Consider the following 17874-nt stretch of genomic DNA (forward strand, 5'->3'; position numbering starts at 1 on the left):
GATCTCTGAACACGAAAGCCCGGCCATGTGCCGGGCTTTTTGTTGCATTAAGTTTTAATTCAGCGATCGTCGTTAATCTGGTCCCATCGAAACCGAAACAGGACCTGTTCCTCATGAAAGCACGTTATCTTGCGTTGATCCTCGCCCCCTTGTTCAGCACTGCCGCCCTGGCTGCCGGTTACACCGGCCCCGGCGCCCAGTCGGTCACCACCGTAGCTGCGGCCAACGATGCTGCCGACGACACCCCAGTGGTGCTGCAGGGCTTCGTGACCAAGAAGATCAACAACGACGACAAGTACGAGTTCAAGGACAACACCGGCACCATCACCGTGGAAATCGATGATGAAGACCTGCCGCCGACGCCGTTCAACGACAAGACAAAGGTAAAGCTGACCGGTGAGGTGGAGAAGCACCTGATGAGCCGGGAGGTGGATGTGGATATGGTCGAGATCATCAACTGATCCGAGATTTTGGGGCTGCTTTGCAGCCCATCGCGACACAAGGCCGCTCCTACAGGAAATTGCGTTCTGCTGTAGGAGCGGCCTTGTGTCGCGATGGGGTTCAGCCCGATTTCGGTGGCAACTTGCTCAGGTGCAGCGCCACCAGCAACGCCACCGCCAGCAGGCTGCCAATGAACAGCCCGATGCCATTCCAGCCCCACTGGTGCCAGAACACCCCGCCCGCCGTACCGGCCACACTCGACCCGGCGTAATAGCTGAACAGGTACAGCGACGACGCCTGTCCCTTGGCCTTCAATGCCCTGCGGCCGATCCAGCTGCTGGCCACCGAGTGCGCGCCAAAAAAGCCGAAGGTGAACACCAGCATACCGAGGATCACCATCACCAGCGGGCTGGCCAGGGTCATCAGCAAACCGCCCGCCATCACCACGATACTGGCCCAGAACACCTTGCGCCGGCCCAGTTTATCCGCCAGTGCGCCGACCTGTGCCGAGCTGTAGATGCCAGACAGGTACACCACTGACAGCAAGCCGACCAGCGCCTGGTTCATGTGATAGGGCTCGGCCAGCAGGCGGTAGCCGATGTAGTTGAACAGGGTGACGAAGGCGCCCATCAGCAGGAAGGCTTCGAGGAACAGCCAGGGCAGGCCGGCATCCCTGAAGTGCATGACGAAGCCATCCAGCAGGCTGCGTGGGTTCATCGCCTGCGAGCGGAAATTGCGCGACTCGGGCAGCACCTTCCAAAACACCAGCGCCGCCACCAGGGCCAGGCCGCCGATGGTCAGCATCGCCGTGTGCCAGCTGACGAAGTCGATCAGCACGCCGGTGATCAGGCGCCCGCTCATGCCGCCAATGGCGTTGCCGCCGATGTACAGGCCCATGGCCAGGCCGATGTGCTGCGGGTGGATCTCTTCGCTCAGGTAGGTCATCGCCACCGCCGCCAGGCCGCTCAGCGACAGGCCGACCAGGGCGCGGGTGGCCAGTACCAGCTCCCAGCTCGGCATCACCGCGCTGGCCAGGGTGGAAAGGGCGGCGCAGACCAGGGCAAACACCATCACCGGCTTGCGCCCGATGCGGTCGGAGATAGGGCCGGTGATCAGCAGGCCGAACGCCAGCATGGCTGTGGAGACCGACAGCACCAGGCTGCTCTGCGCCGCATTGATGGCAAATTCCTTCGACAGCAACGGCATCATCGGCTGCACGCAGTACAGCAGGGCGAAGGTGGCGAAGCCGCCGCTGAATAGCGCCAGCACGGTCTTCATGAAGGCGGGGGTGCCTTTTTCGATCCACATTTCGTTCAGCGGGGCAGGTTCTGGCTCGGCGGGAAGGGGAGCTACAGCAGTTTTCACGGGCGGGTACCTCTGGCGCAATGAAAAAAAGCATATAGCTGGCTAATGATTAGATCCAATATATTGTTCGACCTATTTGAGACGTTGTACGACCTGTTTGGAGCTGATCATGGAACTGCGCCATCTGCGTTACTTCATCGCCGTGGCCGAAGAGCTGCATTTTGGCCGCGCCGCCCAGCAGCTGGGCATTTCGCAGCCACCCTTGAGTCAGCAGATCCAGGCGCTGGAGCAGGAGCTGGGGGCCCGGCTGTTCGAGCGTACCAATCGTCGGGTCGAGCTGAGCGAGGCGGGGCGGTTGTTCCTCGAGGAAGCCCGCCAGGTGCTGGCGCAGGTGGAAAAGGCCGCCGATGTCGCCCGGCGTGCGCAGTTGGGGGAGCTGGGGGAGATGAAGATCGGCTTTACCTCCTCGGCACCGTTCACCTCGAAGATCCCCAAGGCCATCCACGCGTTTCGCCAGCGCTTCCCGGCGGTGCACCTGAACCTCAAGGAAATGAGCAGTCGCGACGTGGCAGAAGGGGTGTTCGACGAGTCCATCGAGGTCGGGCTGATGCGGCCAATGCCGCTGCCGGAAGGGCTGGTGGCCACCGAGTTGTTTCGCGAGCCGCTGGTGGCAGTGATCAATGCCTCGCATCCATTGGCCGAGGGCACGGAGCATGGCGTGCACATGACCGCCCTGGCCAATGAGCCGTTCGTGTTCTTCCCGCGCAGCTATGGCAGCGGGTTGCACGCACAGTTGCTGAGCCTGGCGCGCCAGGCGGGTTTCAGCCCGCATTTTGCCCAGGAGGCGGGGGAGGCGATGACCATCATCGGGCTGGTATCGGCAGGGCTTGGGGTGTCGGTGCTGCCGGCGTCGTTCCAGCGTATGCGCATCGAGGGGGTGGTCTATCGCACGCTGCTGGATGAAGGGGCGATGTCGGCGGTGTGGTTGGTGCAGCGCGAGCATGGTGGGTCGGCGATGGCACGGGCATTTGCCGAGTTGCTCACAGGGCAGGTGGCTGGCGGGGGCAGTGTAGTTGCCTGATCGGGCCCTATCGCCGGCAAGCCAGCTCCCACAGGGGACGCGCTTGGCTTGCCGGCGATAGGGCCAGGACAGGCAGCACAAGGCTGTTGCTCCGGGCAAATGGCACTGGTCATTGCCGCAGCGGCGCCACATACTCGGGCATTCGTTGATACACGGAGGTCAATCATGCGGCGCGTGGTGTTCAATCAGAAAGGTGGTGTGGGCAAGTCGAGCATCGCTTGCAACCTAGCGGCGGTGAGCGCCAGCGAAGGTTATCGGACCCTGCTGATCGACCTGGATGCCCAGGCCAACTCGACCCAGTACCTGACTGGCCTGACCGGCGACGATATCCCCATGGGCATCGCCGACTTCTTCAAGCAAAGCCTGTCCAGCGGGCCGTTCAGCAAGAAGAACCAGGTCGATATCTACGAAACCCCGTTCGACAATCTGCACGTGGTCACCGCCACGGCCGAGCTGGCCGATCTGCAGCCGAAGCTTGAGGCGAAGCACAAGATCAACAAGCTGCGTAAGTTGCTCGACGAACTGGACGAGGACTACGAGCGCATTTACATCGATACCCCGCCAGCGCTGAACTTCTATGCGGTTTCCGCACTGATCGCCGCCGATCGCGTGCTGATTCCTTTCGACTGCGACAGCTTCTCGCGCCAGGCCCTGTATGGCCTGCTGGCCGAGATCGAAGAACTCAAGGAAGACCACAACGAAGACCTGGTGGTCGAAGGCATCGTGGTCAACCAGTTCCAGTCCCGCGCCAGCCTGCCACAGCAGATGCTCGACGAGCTGCTGGCCGAAGGGCTCCCGGTGCTACCGGTGTACCTGGGCAGCTCGGTGAAGATGCGTGAGTCGCACCATGCCAGCCTTCCGCTGATTCACCTGGAGCCCAGGCACAAGCTGACCCAGCAGTTTGTCGAGTTGCATTCGCTGCTCGAAGAGAACGCTTAGACCCCCTGGCTACGCAACCACTCCAGCAACGACTGGAGTGGAAACGCCCCGGCCTGACGGCTGACTTCACGGCCATTCTTGAACAGCAGCAGGCTGGGGATCGAGCGGATGCCCAGTTGCCCTGCCAGGTTGCGGTTGGCTTCGCTGTCGAGCTTGGCCAGGCGGCAGCGGCCGGCCAGTTGCTGGGCGGCCTGTTCGAAGGTGGGGGCGAAGGATTTGCACGGGCCGCACCAGTCGGCCCAGATGTCGACCAGCAGTGGTAGGTCGCCTTTGATCTGGCTGGCGTAGCTGGCTTCGGTGAGTTCGAAGGGGGTGCTCAGCAGCACGTCCTGTTTGCAGCGGCCGCATTTCGGCGCGTCGCCCAGGCGCTCGGCGGGCAGGCGGTTGAGGCCGTTGCAGTGGGGGCAGGGGATTATCAGTGGGTCGGACATGTCGTTTCCTTGAGGTTTTTGGGGCTGCTTTGCAGCCCATCGCGACACAAGGCCGCTCCTACAGGAGTCCGCGTACCCTTGTAGGAGCGGCCTTGTGTCGCGATGGGCCGCGCAGCGGCCCTAGGATTCATGATGAGCAGCTGATTTCCAGGTGCTTGCCCCATTCCGGCGGGCGTTCGGCATAGCCCTGCATCCCGGCCTGCTCCTCGAACGGTTTGCTCAACACCTGATGCAGCTGTCGCACTTCACTGTAGTCCCCCGCTTCGGCCGCTTCGATAGCTTTCTGTGCCAGGTAGTTGCGCAGCACATACAGCGGGTTCACCGCATGCATGCGCTCACGCCGTCCTTCGACATTATCCGCTTCGCGCTCGCAACGGGCCAGGTAGTCCGCCCCCCAGGCATCGAAACCGGCCAGGTCGATGAAGTCGTCACGCACCACCTTCAGCGCCTCGGCCACGGGCTGATCGCCCAGCTTGCGGAAGAACAGGTTGTAGTCCACACCACCGCTCTGCATGCGCTGCAACAGGCGCTCGACCAACGCCATGTCGTCCTCTTCCGCGGTGGTCAGGCCCAGGCGGCGGCGCATCAGGTCCAGGTAGTGTGCCTGGTACAGCGGCAGGAACAGGCCCAGCGCCTCCTTGAGCGGTTCGACTTCGATCACCGTGGTCAGCGCCTGGGCCAGCGCACTGAGGTTCCAGTGGGCGATCGGTACCTGGTTGGCGTAGCTGTAGCGGCCACGGTCGTCGGAGTGGTTGCAGATGAAGTTGGCGTCGAAGTCGTCGAGGAAGGCATACGGGCCGAAGTCGAAGGTGATGCCGAGGATCGACATGTTGTCGGTGTTCATTACCCCGTGGCAGAAACCATAGGCTTGCCAGCGGGCGATCAGTTCGGCATTGCGTTCGACGATGGTGCGGAACATGGCCAGGTAGGGCTGTTCGGCGTCGCGGCATTCCGGATAGTGCTGCTCCAGCACATGGTCGATTAGCACCCGCTGCTGTTCTGGTTGCCTGGTGTAGTAGAAGTATTCGAAATGCCCGAAGCGCACATGGCTTTGCGCCAGGCGGGTGAGCATTGCCGCACTTTCGCGGGTTTCGCGCCAAACCGGGGTGCTCGAGCCGATCACGCACAGTGCCCGGCTGCTGGGAATGCCCAGGGCGTGCAGGGCCTCGGAGGCGAGGAACTCGCGGATCGAGGAACGCAGCACGGCGCGGCCGTCGCCCATGCGCGAGTAGGGCGTCTGGCCGGCACCCTTGAGGTGCAGGTCCCAGTGCTCGCCCTGGTCATTCAGCACTTCGGCCAGCAGCAGGCCGCGGCCATCACCCAGGCGTGGGTTGTAGGAGCCGAACTGATGGCCGGAATAGACCATCGCCCGCGGGTCGGCCTCTTCCCATAGCTTGTGGCCGCTGAACAGCTCGGCGAAAACCGGCAGGTCTGCCTGGGCTGGGTCGAGGTCGAGCAGCGCCATGGCCGACTCGCTCGCTACCACCAGGCGTGGGTCTGCGATGGGTTCGGGCAGGACCTGGGTGGAGAACGCGTCGCCCAGGCGGGCGAAGCGATTGTCGAAGGTGAGTTGGTCGAGGGCTTTCACGGGGCCGGCTCCAGAAATTGATGGACTGGGGCCGCTTTGCGGCCCTTCGCGGGCAAGCCCGCTCCCACAGGTATTGCGCAGTGCCTGAGAGCGGCGCGGCCCTTGTGGGAGCGGGCGCGCCCGCGAACGAGGGCGAAGCCCTCGCAGGGATTCTGCACAGAATAAAGTATTAGAGCCCACTCAGGCCGAAGCAGTGCCATCCGGTTTCGGCTGCTCCACCGGAATCAGCTGCTGTTTGCCGCCCTTCGGATCCATCAGAAACACCTCGACCTGTCGCACCGAGATCTTGATGTTGTGGGCCTTGAACTCGCGGTTGATGTAGCGGTTGATCTCGTCCAGCGTCGGGTTGCGGTCGCCCAGGTCGCGTACGTGCATGCGCAGCTCGTGGTCCAGCGAGCTCTCACCGAAGTTGAGGAAGTACACGATCGGCTCCGGGTCCTTGAGCACGCGCGGGTTTTCGTGGGCCCCCTTGAGCAGCAGGTCGCGGACCAGGTCCAGGTCGGAGCCATAGTCGATGCCCAGCTTCAGCGTTACCCGGGTGACCGTGTCGGTCAGCGACCAGTTGATCAGCTGACCGGTGATGAAGGTCTTGTTGGGGACGATGATGTCCTTGCGGTCGAAGTCGGTGATTGTGGTGGCGCGGATGCGGATCTTGCTCACCGTGCCCGACAGGTTGCCGATGGTAATGGTGTCGCCAATCCGCACCGGGCGCTCGAACAGGATCATGATGCCGGAAATGAAGTTGGCGAAGATTTCCTGCATGCCGAAGCCCAGGCCCACCGACAGCGCGGCCACCAGCCATTGCAGCTTGTCCCAGCTGACCCCGAGGGTCGACAGGGTGCTGACGATACCGACGCCGACGATGACATAGGACAGCAAGGTAGTAGTGGCATACGCACTGCCCTGGGCCAGGTTGAGCCGCGACAGCACCAGTACTTCGAGCAGACCGGGCAAGTTCCGTCCTAGCGCGAAGGTGATGCCGATGATGACCAGCGCACCGAGGAAGTCGCCCAGGCTGATCGGCACCATGCTGGCGGTGGCACCGGTGCCGCTGGAGTACTCGTACAGGGTGAAATTGTTGAGGTAGGCGAACACCGAAATCAGGTCCGACCACACCCAGTACAGGCCGGCGATGAAGCCGCCGAGCAGGGCCAGGCGGATCAGGCGCAGCGACTGCTGGTTGACCTGTTCGATGTCCAGCGTTGGTTCTTCGGTGATGACTTCGCCATCCAGCCCTTCCTTGGCCGCCGCCCGCTTGCTCAGCGCGCGCTGGTAGGCCAGGCGCCGTGCTGCCACCGACAGGCCCCGCACGAACGCGGCTTCGATCACCAGCCAGAACAGCAGCAGGTAAAGGGTGTAGATCAGCCGGTCGGTAAGTTTCAGTGCGGTGTAGTAGTAGCCGAAGCACACGGCCACGAACAGGGCGATGGGCAGGGCGGTGAAGGCCACACCTACGGCCTTGCGGAACAGCGAGGTGTCGCGGTGCGCCGGGCTGCTGAGCAGCAGGCGGCTGAGTAGCCAGGCCATCAGTGCGTAGCAGGTCAGCACCACGCCGATACCCAGCACATCATCGGCCAGCGCCGAAGGCTGATGTTCGGCCACTGCCACCACGCCGACCAGTGCCAGTACCACGGTGCCCAGGCGGCGCACCCAGCCGCGCAGGAACTCGACCTGCGGCTTGTGCCAGCGGAAGTGGATTTCCGCCACGCCGCCCGGGGCTAGGATGCGGTAGGCGGTGTAGAACACCAGCCAGGCCTGGGCCAGTTGCCAGAGGGCGGCGCCGAGGTTGGCATTCTGCCCGCGGGCGTCGATCTGCAGGGCGTAGCTGCACAGGGCCAGGCCCAGGCTGACCGGCATCGCCAGCAGGATGTTGATGAGGATCGCCTGTGGCGTGTGCCACTGGCTGTCACGGCGGAAGTGGCCGATGTCCTGATGCACCTTGCCCAGCCGTTGGTACAGGTACTTGCGCCGCCACAGCAGGGCGCCGATCACCAGCAGCAAGGGCAGGAACAGCAGCGGTCGCTGGCCCAGCCCATCGGCCAATTCCTTGAGGCCCGAACCCCAGGGCAGGCTGGCTACCTGGTCGGCGAAGCGTGCCGGCACCAGGCTCAGCCATTCCCAGTCCAGTGGCTTGTTGCTGGGAATCCAGAACATCTGCTCTTCGAGCGTGGTGCGCAAGCCCTGGGCGGTGCCGAGCAGCTGCTTCTGGTTGAGCTGCAGGGTGATCGATTCGTTGAGCAGTGCCGACAGCTCCCGGCTGAGGCGTTCGAGCAGGTCGACGCGGGTAATCATCACCTCCAGCAGCGCCTTGCGCAGCTGAGGGGTAACCTGCTCCTGCGGTTGGCCGAGCAGCAGGTTGTCGACGTACGCGGCGGGGCTGCTCATCTGCTCGCGTTGCTGGTTCACTTCGAACTGGTAAAGACGGATATCGGCGATCTGGTCAGCCAGGTCGCGGTCGACTTTCAGGTGCGGCAGGGCCTGCTTCTGCTTGTAGAGGATCTTGGACAGCAGCAGGCTGCCCTTGAGCACGCTGATCTGTTCGTCCAAGGCCTGGTCGGCCTGGGTCAGGCTGTCCAGCTGCTGCTTGCTGCGCAGGTTCTGCTGGGTCAGCTCGTTGAGGCGGTCGGTGCTCTTGAGCAGGTAGTCGGACAGTTTCAGGTTGGCAGCGCTTTCGTTGGCCAGCAGGGTGCTGCCGCCGGCTTTCTGCGCTTCGATCGATTGCTGGGTGACCGCCTGCTGCGACTGGGCCAGGCGCTTTTCGTTGATCAGCGATTGCAGGTCCTGGATTTCCTGCTCCATTCGTGTGGCGCGCTCGATCAGCAGGTCGTGACGGGCATTGCCCAGGTCCTGCAGCAGGCCGTTGCCAGCCAGTTCCTGGCGGCGCAACGAGGTCAGGGCATTTAGCGACGCCAGCTCGGCATTGAGCTTGTTGCGTTGGTCGCTGTTGAGTGGCTTGCCGTTCTCCTTGCCGCTCTTGAGGCTGAGGTTGATCTGCTGGGTACGTGTCTGGTTGTTGCTGATTTCTGCCTGAGCCCGCTCTGGGCGGGTCTGCGAGTTGATGATCAGGCTGTTGGCATCCGACAGTGCCTTTTGCAGTTCGCCTTGTTGCGTACTGCGCTCGCTGAGCATCTGCTCCAGCTGTGGCACGTTCAGGGTGGCGTAGCGTTGGGCCACCGGCAGTGGTTTGCTGGCCTTGAGCTTGATCAGCTCGCGCTGGCTGTCGGCGGTTTCCTTGGGCGCGTCAGCCAATTGCTGCTTGAGTGCCTCAAGCTTCTTTTCGCTGTCTTCCTTGCTGAGCAGCAGTGCCAAGGTCTGTTCCAGCACCTGTTGCTGGGCCTTCTGCTCCGGTGTCTGTTGCGCAGCCTTGGGGTCGGCCTCGGCACCCTTGGGCTGGGAAATCTTGTTCAGGCTGCTCTGGATGCTGGTCGTGGTGGGAAGCTCGGCCGCACCAGCGGCGAACGAGAGAGACAGGCACAGCCCGAGCAGGGCTGTGCGGAGGTACACGCGCAGGGACATAGGCAGACTACTTGTGGATCCGGCAGAAACGAAGTTTAGAGGAACAATCCTGGTCCGGGTCGCGTTCCTTCGGGGAATCTGACGCCTACTTTCTGAATCTTGTTCCCGTCCATGGTGGCCACGGTCCAGATCGTGCCATGCCATTCGACCTGGTCACCTACTACTGGAGCGCCTCCGACCTTCTGTCGGATGAACTGGGCCAGTGGCATTTTCGCGTCCAGGCCGTCGAGTTTCAGGCCGTACAACGCTGCCACCGCACCCAGTTCGGCATCGCCTTCGAGCACGAAGTCGCCGAAGAAACGCAGGTCGAGGCCACGTTGTGGTGCCTGGCTGAACAGCTTGCCCAGGGCCGGCAGGTTGTGCTCGTGGCCGATCACGCAGAGCATGTCGCCTACTTCCAGTACCGTACTGCCGGACGGGTGCAGCAGTTGCTCGCCCCGGAACAGCGCGGCGATTCGCGTGCCTTCGGGCATCTTCAGCTCGCGCAGGGCGGCGCCGATGCACCATTTTTCGGCACCCAGGCGGTAGACGAACATTTCCCACTCGCTGGTGATGTGCACTTCCAGCGCCGAACGGGAGATCGGCGCCGGGTCTGGCGGTACCGTCACTTTCAGCAGCTTGGCCATCCACGGCAGGCTGGTGCCTTGCACCAGCAGCGACACCAGCACGATGAAGAAGGCCAGGTTGAAGAACAGCTGGGCGTCCGGCAGGCCGGCCATCAGCGGGAACACCGCGAGGATGATCGGTACCGCACCGCGCAGGCCGACCCAGGAAATGAAGGCCTTTTCACGGCCGTGGAAGGCCTTGAACGGCAACAGGCTGGCGACCACCGACAGCGGGCGCGCTACCAGGATCATCCACAGCGCCAGGCCCAGCGCCGGCAGGGCGATGGGCAGCAGGTCATGGGGCGTGACCAGCAGCCCCAGCACCAGGAACATGCCGATCTGCGCCAGCCACGCCATGCCGTCGAGCATGTGCAGGATGCCGTGGCGGCTGCGGATGGGCTTGTTGCCCAGCACCAGGCCGCACAGGTACACGGCAAGGAATCCGCTGCCGTGCAGGGCGTTGGTCAGCGAGAACACCACCAGGCCGCCAGCGATCACCAGGATTGGGTACAGGCCGCCAGCCAGCTTGATGCGGTTGACCAGTTGCAGCATCAGCCAGCCGCCGCCCAGGCCCACCAGCCCGCCGATGCCGAATTCGCGCAGCAGGTGGGTGAGCAGGCTCCAGTGCAGGCCGGTCTGGCCGCTGGCGATCATGTCGATCAGGGTGACGGTGAGGAAAACTGCCATCGGGTCGTTGCTACCCGACTCGATCTCCAGGGTGGCCGTGACCCGCTCGTTCAGGCCTTTGCCGCCGAGCAGCGAGAACACCGCCGCAGCGTCGGTGGAACCGACGATGGCGCCGATGAGCAGGCCCTGGATCAGGCTCAGGTCGAACAGCCAGGCGGCGACCAGGCCCGTGAGGGCGGTGGTGATCATTACGCCGATGGTGGCCAGCGACAGCGCCGGCCACAGCGCCACGCGGAAGCTCGCCACCCGTGTGCGCAGGCCACCGTCGAGCAGGATCACGGCCAGAGCCAGGTTGCCCACCAGGTAGGCGGTCGGATAGTTGTTGAAGATGATGCCGCCACCATCGACGCCGGCGATCATGCCGACCGCAAGGATGATGACCAGGATAGGGATGCCCAGGCGCGACGACAGCGAACTGACCAGGATACTTGCGCCCACCAGCAATGCGCCGATCAGGAACAGGCTGTTGATGGTGCTTGCATCCAAAGGCAGGTACTCCGGGGACCGCGGGGGAGGGGACTTGATAGCATGACGCTAGCAGGTCGCGTGCCAAATGATTCTAACCTGATGAATTGGCAGGCTGTAAAGCGTTTCTGCAGATGAAAAAAAGGCACCGCGGTGGGTGCCTTTTCGGGTGTTGCCTGGGTGGGCCTCTTCGCGGGCGCGCCCGCTCCCACAGGTGAATCACAAATCTCAAGTTCTGTGAGAGTCCTGTGGGAGCGGGCATGCCCGCGAAAGGGCCGGTGCAGTTTACGCCTGCTTGACTTCACGCATCGGCTTGCCCTTCACCGGTGCGTCGCCCGCCACGTAGTACTTGGCGGTGCTGCGCGGCAGCGGCTTGCGGCCACGGATCTTGTCCGAGATTTTCTCGGCGATCATGATCGTGGTGGCGTTGAGGTTGCCGGTGATGATCAGCGGCATGATCGACGCATCGACCACGCGCAGGCCCTTCATGCCATGCACGCGGCCTTCGCCGTCGACCACCGCCATGTCGTCGGTGCCCATCTTGCACGAGCAGGACGGGTGGAAGGCGGTTTCGGCGTGCTCGCGGATGAACTTGTCCAGCTCTTCATCGGTCTGCACGTGCGCGCCCGGGCTGATCTCACGGCCACGGTACGGGTCCAGTGCCGGCTGGGCCATGATTTCGCGGGTCAGGCGGATGCCGTCACGGAATTCCTGCCAGTCCTGCTCAGTGGACATGTAGTTGAACAGGATGCTCGGGTGTTGGCGCGGGTCCTTCGACTTGGCCTGGATGCGGCCGCGAGCAGGCGAGCGCATGGAACCCATGTGCGCCTGGAAGCCGTGTTCCTTCACGCCGTTGGAGCCGTTGTAGTTAATGGCCACCGGCAGGAAGTGGTATTGAATGTTCGGCCATTTGAATTCAGGGCGGGTACGAATGAAACCACCGGCCTCGAACTGGTTGCTGGCGCCGATGCCGGTGCCGTTGAACATCCACTCGGCACCAATGGCCGGCTGGTTCCACCACAGCAGCGACGGGTACAGCGACACCGGTTGGGTGCAGGCGTACTGCAGGTACAGTTCCAGGTGGTCCTGCAGGTTTTCGCCGACGCCCGGCAGGTCGTGCACAACCGGGATGTCGAGGCTTTCCAGCAGGGCGCGCGGGCCGACGCCGGAGCGCTGCAGCAGCTGCGGCGAAGCGATGGCGCCGGAGCTGACGATCACTTCCTTGCGGGCGCGGGCTTCAACGCGTTCTTCGCTGTCGCCGACCAGGTAGGTCACGCCGATGGCGCGCTTGCCGTCGAACAGCACGCGGTCAGTCAGGGCGTGGGTGACGATGGTCAGGTTCGGGCGCTTCTTGGCCTGGTCCAGGTAGCCACGGGCGGTGCTGGAGCGGCGGCCGTTTTTGGTCACCGTACGGTCCATCGGGCCGAAGCCTTCCTGCTGGTAGCCATTCAGGTCTTCGGTGCGCGGGTAACCGGCCTGCACGCCGGCTTCGACCATGGCGTGGAACAGCGGGTTATTGCCAGCCTTTGGCGTGGCAACGCTGACCGGGCCTTCGCCACCGTGGTAGTCGTTCGGGCCGATGTCGCGGGTTTCGGCTTTACGGAAGTACGGCAGGCAGTCCAGGTATGTCCAGTCTTCCAGGCCTGGCAGTTCTGCCCAGCCGTCGAAGTCCATGGCGTTACCGCGGATGTAGCACATGCCGTTGATCAGCGACGAGCCGCCCAGGCCCTTGCCGCGGCCACATTCCATGCGGCGGCCGTCCATGTACGGCTCCGGGTCGGTCTCGTAGGCCCAGTTGTAGCGGCGGCCCTGCAGCGGGAAGGCCAGGGCGGCCGGCATCTGGGTGCGGAAGTCGAAGCGGTAGTCGGGGCCACCGGCTTCCAGCAGCAGTACGGTGACGCCGGCGTCTTCGGTCAGGCGGGTCGCCAGGGTGTTACCGGCCGAGCCGGCACCGACGATGATGTAATCGAATTCTTGGGACATGAAAGTACCCTCGTGTTGGCGGTGATCAGGGAGCGGGAGCGCCCGTGCGCAGAGGCACGGGCGTGGCTGGACAGGGCCTTAGAAGACCGAGTTGTAGCCGCCCAGCTCGACCTGGACCGACTTGATGCGAGTGTATTGAGCCAGCGAGCTGACGCCGTTCTCACGGCCGACGCCCGACTGCTTGTAGCCACCGACCGGCATTTCGGCCGGCGATTCGCCCCAGGCGTTGATCCAGCAGATACCGGCTTCCAGCTTGTGGATGATGCGGTGGGCGCGGGTGATGTCGTTGGTGCAGACACCGGCGGCCAGGCCGTACTCGGTGTCGTTGGCACGACGGATGACTTCTTCTTCGGTTTCGTAGGTGAGGATGCTCATCACCGGGCCGAAGATCTCTTCCTTGACGATGGTCATGTCGTCGGTGCAGTCGGTGAACACGGTCGGGGCCACGAACGCACCCTTGGCGAAATCACCGGCGGTCAGACGCTCGCCACCGCACAGCACGCGGGCACCTTCTTCCTTGCCCTTGGCGATGTAGCCAAGCACGCTTTCCATGTGCTGGAAGCTGACCAGCGGGCCGAAGTTGGTGTTTTCGTCTTCCGGGTTGCCAGCGCGGATGCGGGCAACGCGCTCGACGATCTTGGCCTCGAAGGCAGCTTTCATTTCAGCCGGGATGAACACGCGGGTGCCGTTGGTGCACACCTGACCCGAGCTGTAGAAGTTGGCCATCATGGCGATGTCGGCGGCCTTGTCCAGGTCGGCGTCGGCGCAGATGATCAGTGGCGACTTGCCGCCCAGCTCCATGGTGACTTCCTTGAGCGACGAGCTCGAGGCGCTGGCCATAACCTTCTTGCCGGTGGTGGTGCCGCCGGTGAAGGAGACTTTTTCGATGCGTGGGTGTTCGGTCAGCCAGGTGCCGACTTCACGGCCGCTGCCGGTCAGGACGTTGAACACGCCGTTCGGCAAGCCGGCTTCGGTGTAGATCTCGGCCAGTTTCAGGGTGGTCAGCGAGGTGACTTCCGACGGCTTGAAGATCATCGCGTTGCCGGCGGCCAGGGCCGGGGCGGATTTCCACAGGGCGATCTGGATCGGGTAGTTCCAGGCACCGATACCGGCGGTCACGCCCAGCGGCTCGCGGCGGGTGTAGACGAAGGACGATTCACGCAGCGGGATCTGCTCGCCTTCGATGGCCGGAACCAGGCCAGCGTAATACTCCAGCACGTCGGCGCCGGTGACGATGTCGACGTAGCGGGTTTCCGAGTACGACTTGCCGGTGTCCAGAGTTTCCAGCATGGCCAGCTCGTCGTTGCGCTCGCGCAGGATCTCGACGGCGCGGCGCAGGATGCGCGAACGCTGCATGGCGGTCATCGCGGCCCAGACCTTCTGGCCTCGCTCGGCGCTTTCGACGGCCTTCTCGACGTCAGCCTCGGTGGCACGTTGCACGTGGGCGAGGACTTCGCCGGTAGCCGGGTTGATGGCTTCGAAGGTGGCATCGCTGCCAGCGTCGACGTAAGCGCCATCAATGTAGAGTTTTTGCGTTCCGAAACGGGCCATAGTGTCCTCGCAAGTGCAGTGTGTGGTTTGGCTTGCGCGTCACGCTCCTGCTGGGTTGGCAAGGGCCGTGCGCGGTTGTTCAGCGGCCTGGTCGTTTGTACCCAGGGTGTGCTGTTTAGCCAGTTGTAGATCCATGTATTCGTAAGCAATCCGTATCGCCTGGTCGGTGTCGAATGCATCACCCGACAGGGCGCCACGCAGCCACAAGCCGTCGATCAAAGCTGCCAGGCCGCGGGCTGCCTTGCGCGCATGGTAGAGCGGCAGCGCGCGGCGGAACTGGCAGCACAGGTTGGAATACAAGCGGTGGTCGTTGATCCGCTGCAACCTGTGCAAATCGGGCTGGTGCATGCTGGAAGCCCAGAAGGCCAACCAGGTTTTCATCGCCGGGCCGTTTACCTGGCTGGCATCGAAGTTGCCCTCGATGATCACTTTCAGGTGGGCGCGCGGGCTGTCGTCCGTCAGGGCCTGGCGACGTGCTCTGACACCTTCGTTGAGCATGTTCATGATGTAACCCATCGTCGCTGCTATCAGGCCGTTCTTGTCCCGAAAGTAGTGACTGATGATGCCGTTCGACACACCGGCCAAACGGGCAATCAGCGCAATGCTGGCGTCACCCAGTCCGACCTGATCGACCGCCTGCAACGTGGCTTCGATCAACTGCTGGCGGCGGATGGGTTGCATACCGACCTTGGGCATCTTGCGTTCTCCTCAGGCCTGCGAGCAGACGACGGGCGGCTGACTCGGCGAAGGCCAGTCTATTTTGTTTTGATTGAACGTTCAATCAATAAAGAATAAGCTCTGCGACAATTTGTGCCATTGACAGTTTTTAAGGCGGTCGAGAAGGCACGGATTGACACCCCAGGAAATCGCGTAACCCCCTGAATACAAGGCGTTGACGGGCATGAGCGATGCGAAATGCAGATTCTGCCGTGCGGTCATGGACCCTGCGGCGGGCCCTTGGAGCGGGCGGGGTGATCTGTGACCAATGCGCGCACCTCAGCTGAGGCGTGGCATTTGCAGCAGGCCACCTGTCTGTTTTTTGCAACGTATCGATTCGGGATCACGGTTTCCAAGGGTGCTTTTATAACACCTGATGCAGTGGGGATATTCCACCAATTGCTCGGGAAAGATTGATTAGCCTCCACAGCCGCACTGCCCGGAGCATTCGTGCAATGAGTTCTGCCTCACTTACCAACCCTCCGGCCGAGAGGGTACGGGTCAACCGCGTGGTGTTCTTCACCTCCGCGCTGATGATTCTCGTTTTGACTGCCTTGCTTATCGCTGTACCCGAAACCGCCGGCCAAGTGCTGGGCGTGGCCCAGAAATGGCTTACGCGCACCTTCGGCTGGTATTACATGCTGGTAATCGGCGGTTACCTGCTGTTCGTCATCTACCTTGCGTTCTCCGACTACGGCAAGCTCAAGCTTGGCGGCAAGGATGACCAGCCCGACTTCAGCTATGGCGCCTGGGCCGGCATGCTGTTCTCCTCCGGTATCGGCATTTCGCTGCTGTACTTCGGCGCTTCCGAGCCGCTGGACCACTACTTCAACCCACCGGAAGGCACCTCTGCCAGCCTCGACGCAGCGCGCCAGGGCCTGCAGTTGACCTTCCTGCACTGGGGCCTGCATGGCTGGGCGATCTACGCGCTGGTCGGCCTGGCCGTGGGTTACTTCGCCTACCGCCACAACCAGCCGCTGGCCCTGCGCTCGGCGCTGTACCCGCTGGTCGGTGAGCGTTGGGTCAAGGGTGCGGCCGGCAATGCCGTGGACATCTTCGGCATGTTCGTCACCCTGCTGGGCCTGGTGACCAACCTGGGCATCGGCTCGATGCAGGTGGCCTCCGGCCTGGAATACCTGTTCGGCATGGACCACAGCAAGACCAACCTGCTGGTGGTGATCCTGGTCATGGCCGGCGTTGCCACCGTGGCGGCGGTCTCGGGTGTGGAAAACGGCATTCGCCGCCTGTCCAACCTGAACATCGTGCTGTTCAGCGGCCTGTTGATCTTCGTCCTGCTGGGCGGCGAAACCCTGCACTTGCTTAACGGCTTCGTGCAGAACATCGGTGACTACCTCAACGGCATCGTGCTGAAAACCTTCGACCTCTACGTATATGAAGGCGAAGCTGGCAAGTCCGAACGCTGGCTGGGCCTGTGGACCGTGTTCTACTGGGCCTGGTGGATTTCCTGGGGCCCGTTCGTCGGCATGTTCATTGCCCGTATCTCCAAGGGTCGCACCGTGCGCCAGCTGGTCAGCGGCGTGTTGCTGATCCCGCTGGGCTTCACCCTGGCCTGGCTGTCGATCTTCGGCAACACCGCGCTGGACCTGGTGATCAACCAAGGCGCCGTGGAACTGGGCAAGACCGCCCTTGAACAGCCGTCGATGTCGATCTACCAGCTGCTGGAATACTTCCCGGCGGCCAAGATCGTGATCGGTGTAGCGGTGTTCGTCGGCTTCGTGCTGTTCCTCACCCCGGCCGACTCCGGCGCGGTGATGATGGCCAACCTGTCGTGCAAAGGTGGCAAGGTCGACGAAGACGCCCCGCACTGGATGGTGGTGTTCTGGTCGGTGGCCATCACCCTGGTCACCATCGGCCTACTGTTCGCCGGTAACTTCGAAGCCATGCAGACCATGGTGGTGCTGGCGGGTCTGCCGTTCTCGGTGGTGCTGGTGCTGTTCATGTTCGGCCTGTACAAGGCCATGAAGCAGGACGTGGCGGTGGAGCAGGAGCGTGCCGAGCTGGCCGCACGTGGCCGTCGTGGCTTCAGCGAGCGCCTGACCCAGCTGGAGCTGCAGCCGACCCAGGCCGTTGTACAGCGCTTCATGGACAAGCAGGTCAGCCCGGCGCTGAAAGAAGCTGCCGCGCAGTTGCAGACCCTGGGCTTCGAGGTGGAAACCCGGGTTGGCCAGTCGCGCAACATGATGGGCCTGCGGGTGATGATGGAAGAGGGCAACCCGTTCGTCTATGAAGTGAGCCTGGATGGCTACCTGGCCGCGCCGAGCGAAGCGCCGGTGGAAGGTGAGCCGGAGGTGCGCCAGCGCTTCTACCGCGCCGAGGTATACCTGCACGATGGCAGCCAGGAGTACGACCTGATGGGCTTTGCGCCGGAGCAGATCGTGCGTGATGTGCTGGACCAGTTCGAAAGCCACCGCCAGTTGCTGGGGCGTGTGTACAGCTGATTCTTGAGCGGTGAGGAGGCCCTGCAGGACGCAGGGCCTTTTTCATGGGCAAGCAATAATTAGCCCGGGTAACGGACAAGTTTGCTTCAGCCTGCCGGTTTTCTTC

At 63.1% G+C, this 17874-nt stretch carries 12 protein-coding genes; 4 read left to right on the plus strand and 8 right to left on the minus strand.

What is annotated here, in order from left to right:
- Positions 1-113 precede the first annotated feature (113 nt).
- Positions 114-461, plus strand: coding sequence for a NirD/YgiW/YdeI family stress tolerance protein (locus tag CAG00_RS03010; RefSeq protein ID WP_039612521.1), 348 nt, complete (start codon positions 114-116; stop codon positions 459-461).
- Positions 462-561: 100 nt separating this feature from the next.
- Here CAG00_RS03010 and CAG00_RS03015 read toward each other — a convergent pair whose 3' ends face one another.
- On the minus strand, positions 562-1749 hold the full coding sequence (locus CAG00_RS03015) for an MFS transporter (RefSeq protein ID WP_256578952.1): 1188 nt from the start codon (positions 1747-1749) through the stop codon (positions 562-564).
- 166 nt (positions 1750-1915) lie between these two features.
- Between CAG00_RS03015 and CAG00_RS03020 the strand changes: the two genes are divergently transcribed.
- Together CAG00_RS03020 and CAG00_RS03025 are read left to right on the plus strand one after the other, a co-directional pair.
- Positions 1916-2827, plus strand: coding sequence for a LysR family transcriptional regulator (locus CAG00_RS03020; RefSeq protein WP_085663473.1), 912 nt, complete (start codon positions 1916-1918; stop codon positions 2825-2827).
- A 165-nt stretch (positions 2828-2992) separates the two neighbouring features.
- The gene (locus tag CAG00_RS03025) at positions 2993-3766 is read left to right on the plus strand and encodes a ParA family protein (protein WP_025340949.1); all 774 of its coding nucleotides are present in this window, start codon (positions 2993-2995) and stop codon (positions 3764-3766) included.
- On the opposite strand, the gene trxC is transcribed toward CAG00_RS03025, so the two are convergent.
- The 7 genes from trxC to betI form a co-directional block, all read right to left on the minus strand.
- Entirely contained in the window at positions 3763-4197 is a 435-nt protein-coding gene (gene trxC, locus CAG00_RS03030; protein WP_085663474.1) for a thioredoxin TrxC, read from the minus strand. The genes CAG00_RS03025 and trxC overlap by 4 nt on opposite strands.
- Before the next feature lie 127 nt (positions 4198-4324).
- Complete coding sequence (gene selO / locus CAG00_RS03035; protein WP_023660966.1) at positions 4325-5785, minus strand: protein adenylyltransferase SelO; 1461 nt, start codon at positions 5783-5785, stop codon at positions 4325-4327.
- Positions 5786-5965: 180 nt separating this feature from the next.
- Entirely contained in the window at positions 5966-9301 is a 3336-nt protein-coding gene (gene mscK / locus CAG00_RS03040; protein WP_085663475.1) for a mechanosensitive channel MscK, read from the minus strand.
- A 35-nt stretch (positions 9302-9336) separates the two neighbouring features.
- Entirely contained in the window at positions 9337-11079 is a 1743-nt protein-coding gene (locus tag CAG00_RS03045) for a potassium/proton antiporter (RefSeq protein WP_013974590.1), read from the minus strand.
- Positions 11080-11343: 264 nt separating this feature from the next.
- Entirely contained in the window at positions 11344-13041 is a 1698-nt protein-coding gene (betA, locus tag CAG00_RS03050; RefSeq protein ID WP_085587752.1) for a choline dehydrogenase, read from the minus strand.
- A 78-nt stretch (positions 13042-13119) separates the two neighbouring features.
- Entirely contained in the window at positions 13120-14592 is a 1473-nt protein-coding gene (gene betB / locus CAG00_RS03055; protein ID WP_025340943.1) for a betaine-aldehyde dehydrogenase, read from the minus strand.
- Positions 14593-14631: 39 nt separating this feature from the next.
- The gene (gene betI / locus CAG00_RS03060) at positions 14632-15288 is read right to left on the minus strand and encodes a transcriptional regulator BetI (RefSeq protein ID WP_003259891.1); all 657 of its coding nucleotides are present in this window, start codon (positions 15286-15288) and stop codon (positions 14632-14634) included.
- 533 nt (positions 15289-15821) lie between these two features.
- Here betI and CAG00_RS03065 point away from each other — a divergent pair.
- Positions 15822-17768 (plus strand): BCCT family transporter, encoded by a 1947-nt coding sequence (locus tag CAG00_RS03065; protein WP_256578953.1) that lies wholly within the window; start codon positions 15822-15824, stop codon positions 17766-17768.
- Positions 17769-17874 lie beyond the last annotated feature (106 nt).

It is taken from the genome of Pseudomonas sp. B5(2017) (assembly GCF_002112825.1).
GTDB lineage: Bacteria > Pseudomonadota > Gammaproteobacteria > Pseudomonadales > Pseudomonadaceae > Aquipseudomonas > Aquipseudomonas putida_Z.

Coding starts and splice junctions, on each gene's coding strand:
- CAG00_RS03010 (WP_039612521.1), top strand. CDS start 114: ATGAAAGCACGTTATCTTGCGTTGATCCTCGCCCCCTTGTTCAGCACT.
- CAG00_RS03015 (WP_256578952.1), bottom strand. CDS start 1,749: ATGTGGATCGAAAAAGGCACCCCCGCCTTCATGAAGACCGTGCTGGCG.
- CAG00_RS03020 (WP_085663473.1), top strand. CDS start 1,916: ATGGAACTGCGCCATCTGCGTTACTTCATCGCCGTGGCCGAAGAGCTG.
- CAG00_RS03025 (WP_025340949.1), top strand. CDS start 2,993: ATGCGGCGCGTGGTGTTCAATCAGAAAGGTGGTGTGGGCAAGTCGAGC.
- trxC (WP_085663474.1), bottom strand. CDS start 4,197: ATGTCCGACCCACTGATAATCCCCTGCCCCCACTGCAACGGCCTCAAC.
- mscK (WP_085663475.1), bottom strand. CDS start 9,301: ATGTCCCTGCGCGTGTACCTCCGCACAGCCCTGCTCGGGCTGTGCCTG.
- betA (WP_085587752.1), bottom strand. CDS start 13,041: ATGTCCCAAGAATTCGATTACATCATCGTCGGTGCCGGCTCGGCCGGT.
- betB (WP_025340943.1), bottom strand. CDS start 14,592: ATGGCCCGTTTCGGAACGCAAAAACTCTACATTGATGGCGCTTACGTC.
- betI (WP_003259891.1), bottom strand. CDS start 15,288: ATGCCCAAGGTCGGTATGCAACCCATCCGCCGCCAGCAGTTGATCGAA.